Genomic DNA, 810 nt, shown 5'->3' with positions numbered 1-810 from the left:
GGTAAACTGGATCGTCAGGCATTGCCTGAGCCAGACGCATCCGCGGTCATAACACGCAGCTATGAGGCACCCGTCGGTGAAATAGAGACTACACTGGCTGAAATTTGGCAAGAATTGCTGAGCATGGAACAAGTGGGCCGTCATGATCACTTCTTTGAACTCGGCGGTCACTCTTTGATGATTGTTAGTCTGATTGAACGGCTGTATGAGCTAGGCTGGCAACTCGATGTGCACAGCGTATTTGCAACACCTGTTCTTGCCGAAATGGCACAGGCGGTTCAGCTTAACGCAGACACTTTCATCGTCCCCCCTAACCGCATTCCCGAAGACTGCACCGCTATCACGCCCGATATGTTGCCGCTGGTTTCGCTGTCACAGGCCGAGATTGATACCATCGTTGAGGCAACTTCCGGCGGGGTAAGCAATATTCAGGATATCTATCCGCTGGCACCACTACAGGAAGGAATTCTGTTCCATCATCTGTTACAGACACAGGGGGATGATTATTTACTCCAGAGCCTGCTCGCTTTTGACACCCGCAATCACCTTGATGCTTTTCTCTCTGCCTTACAACAAGTCATTGATCGCCACGATACTCTGCGTACTACGGCGTGTTGGCAAGGACTGGCACAACCGGTTCAGGTGGTCTGGCGTCAGGCACCGCTGTCGGTCAATGTTTTCACTCCTGCCAGAGCGGAAGAGGTTGCCGCCCAGTTACAGGCTTACACCGATCCGTGCCGATATCGTCTTGACCTGAGCCGTGCCCCTCTGTTTGCCGCGGATATTGCTCACGATCCGGTACAGGATGAA

At 52.8% G+C, this 810-nt stretch carries 1 protein-coding gene; it reads left to right on the top strand.

The window, feature by feature from the left end:
- A partial coding sequence (locus AAC147_RS10175) for a condensation domain-containing protein (protein WP_047686517.1) occupies positions 1–810 on the top strand: 810 nt, incomplete at both ends.

The organism is Xenorhabdus sp. NBAII XenSa04 (assembly GCF_963866145.1).
Lineage (GTDB): Bacteria > Pseudomonadota > Gammaproteobacteria > Enterobacterales > Enterobacteriaceae > Xenorhabdus > Xenorhabdus indica.
This window is presented reverse-complemented; position numbering and strand designations above follow the sequence as displayed.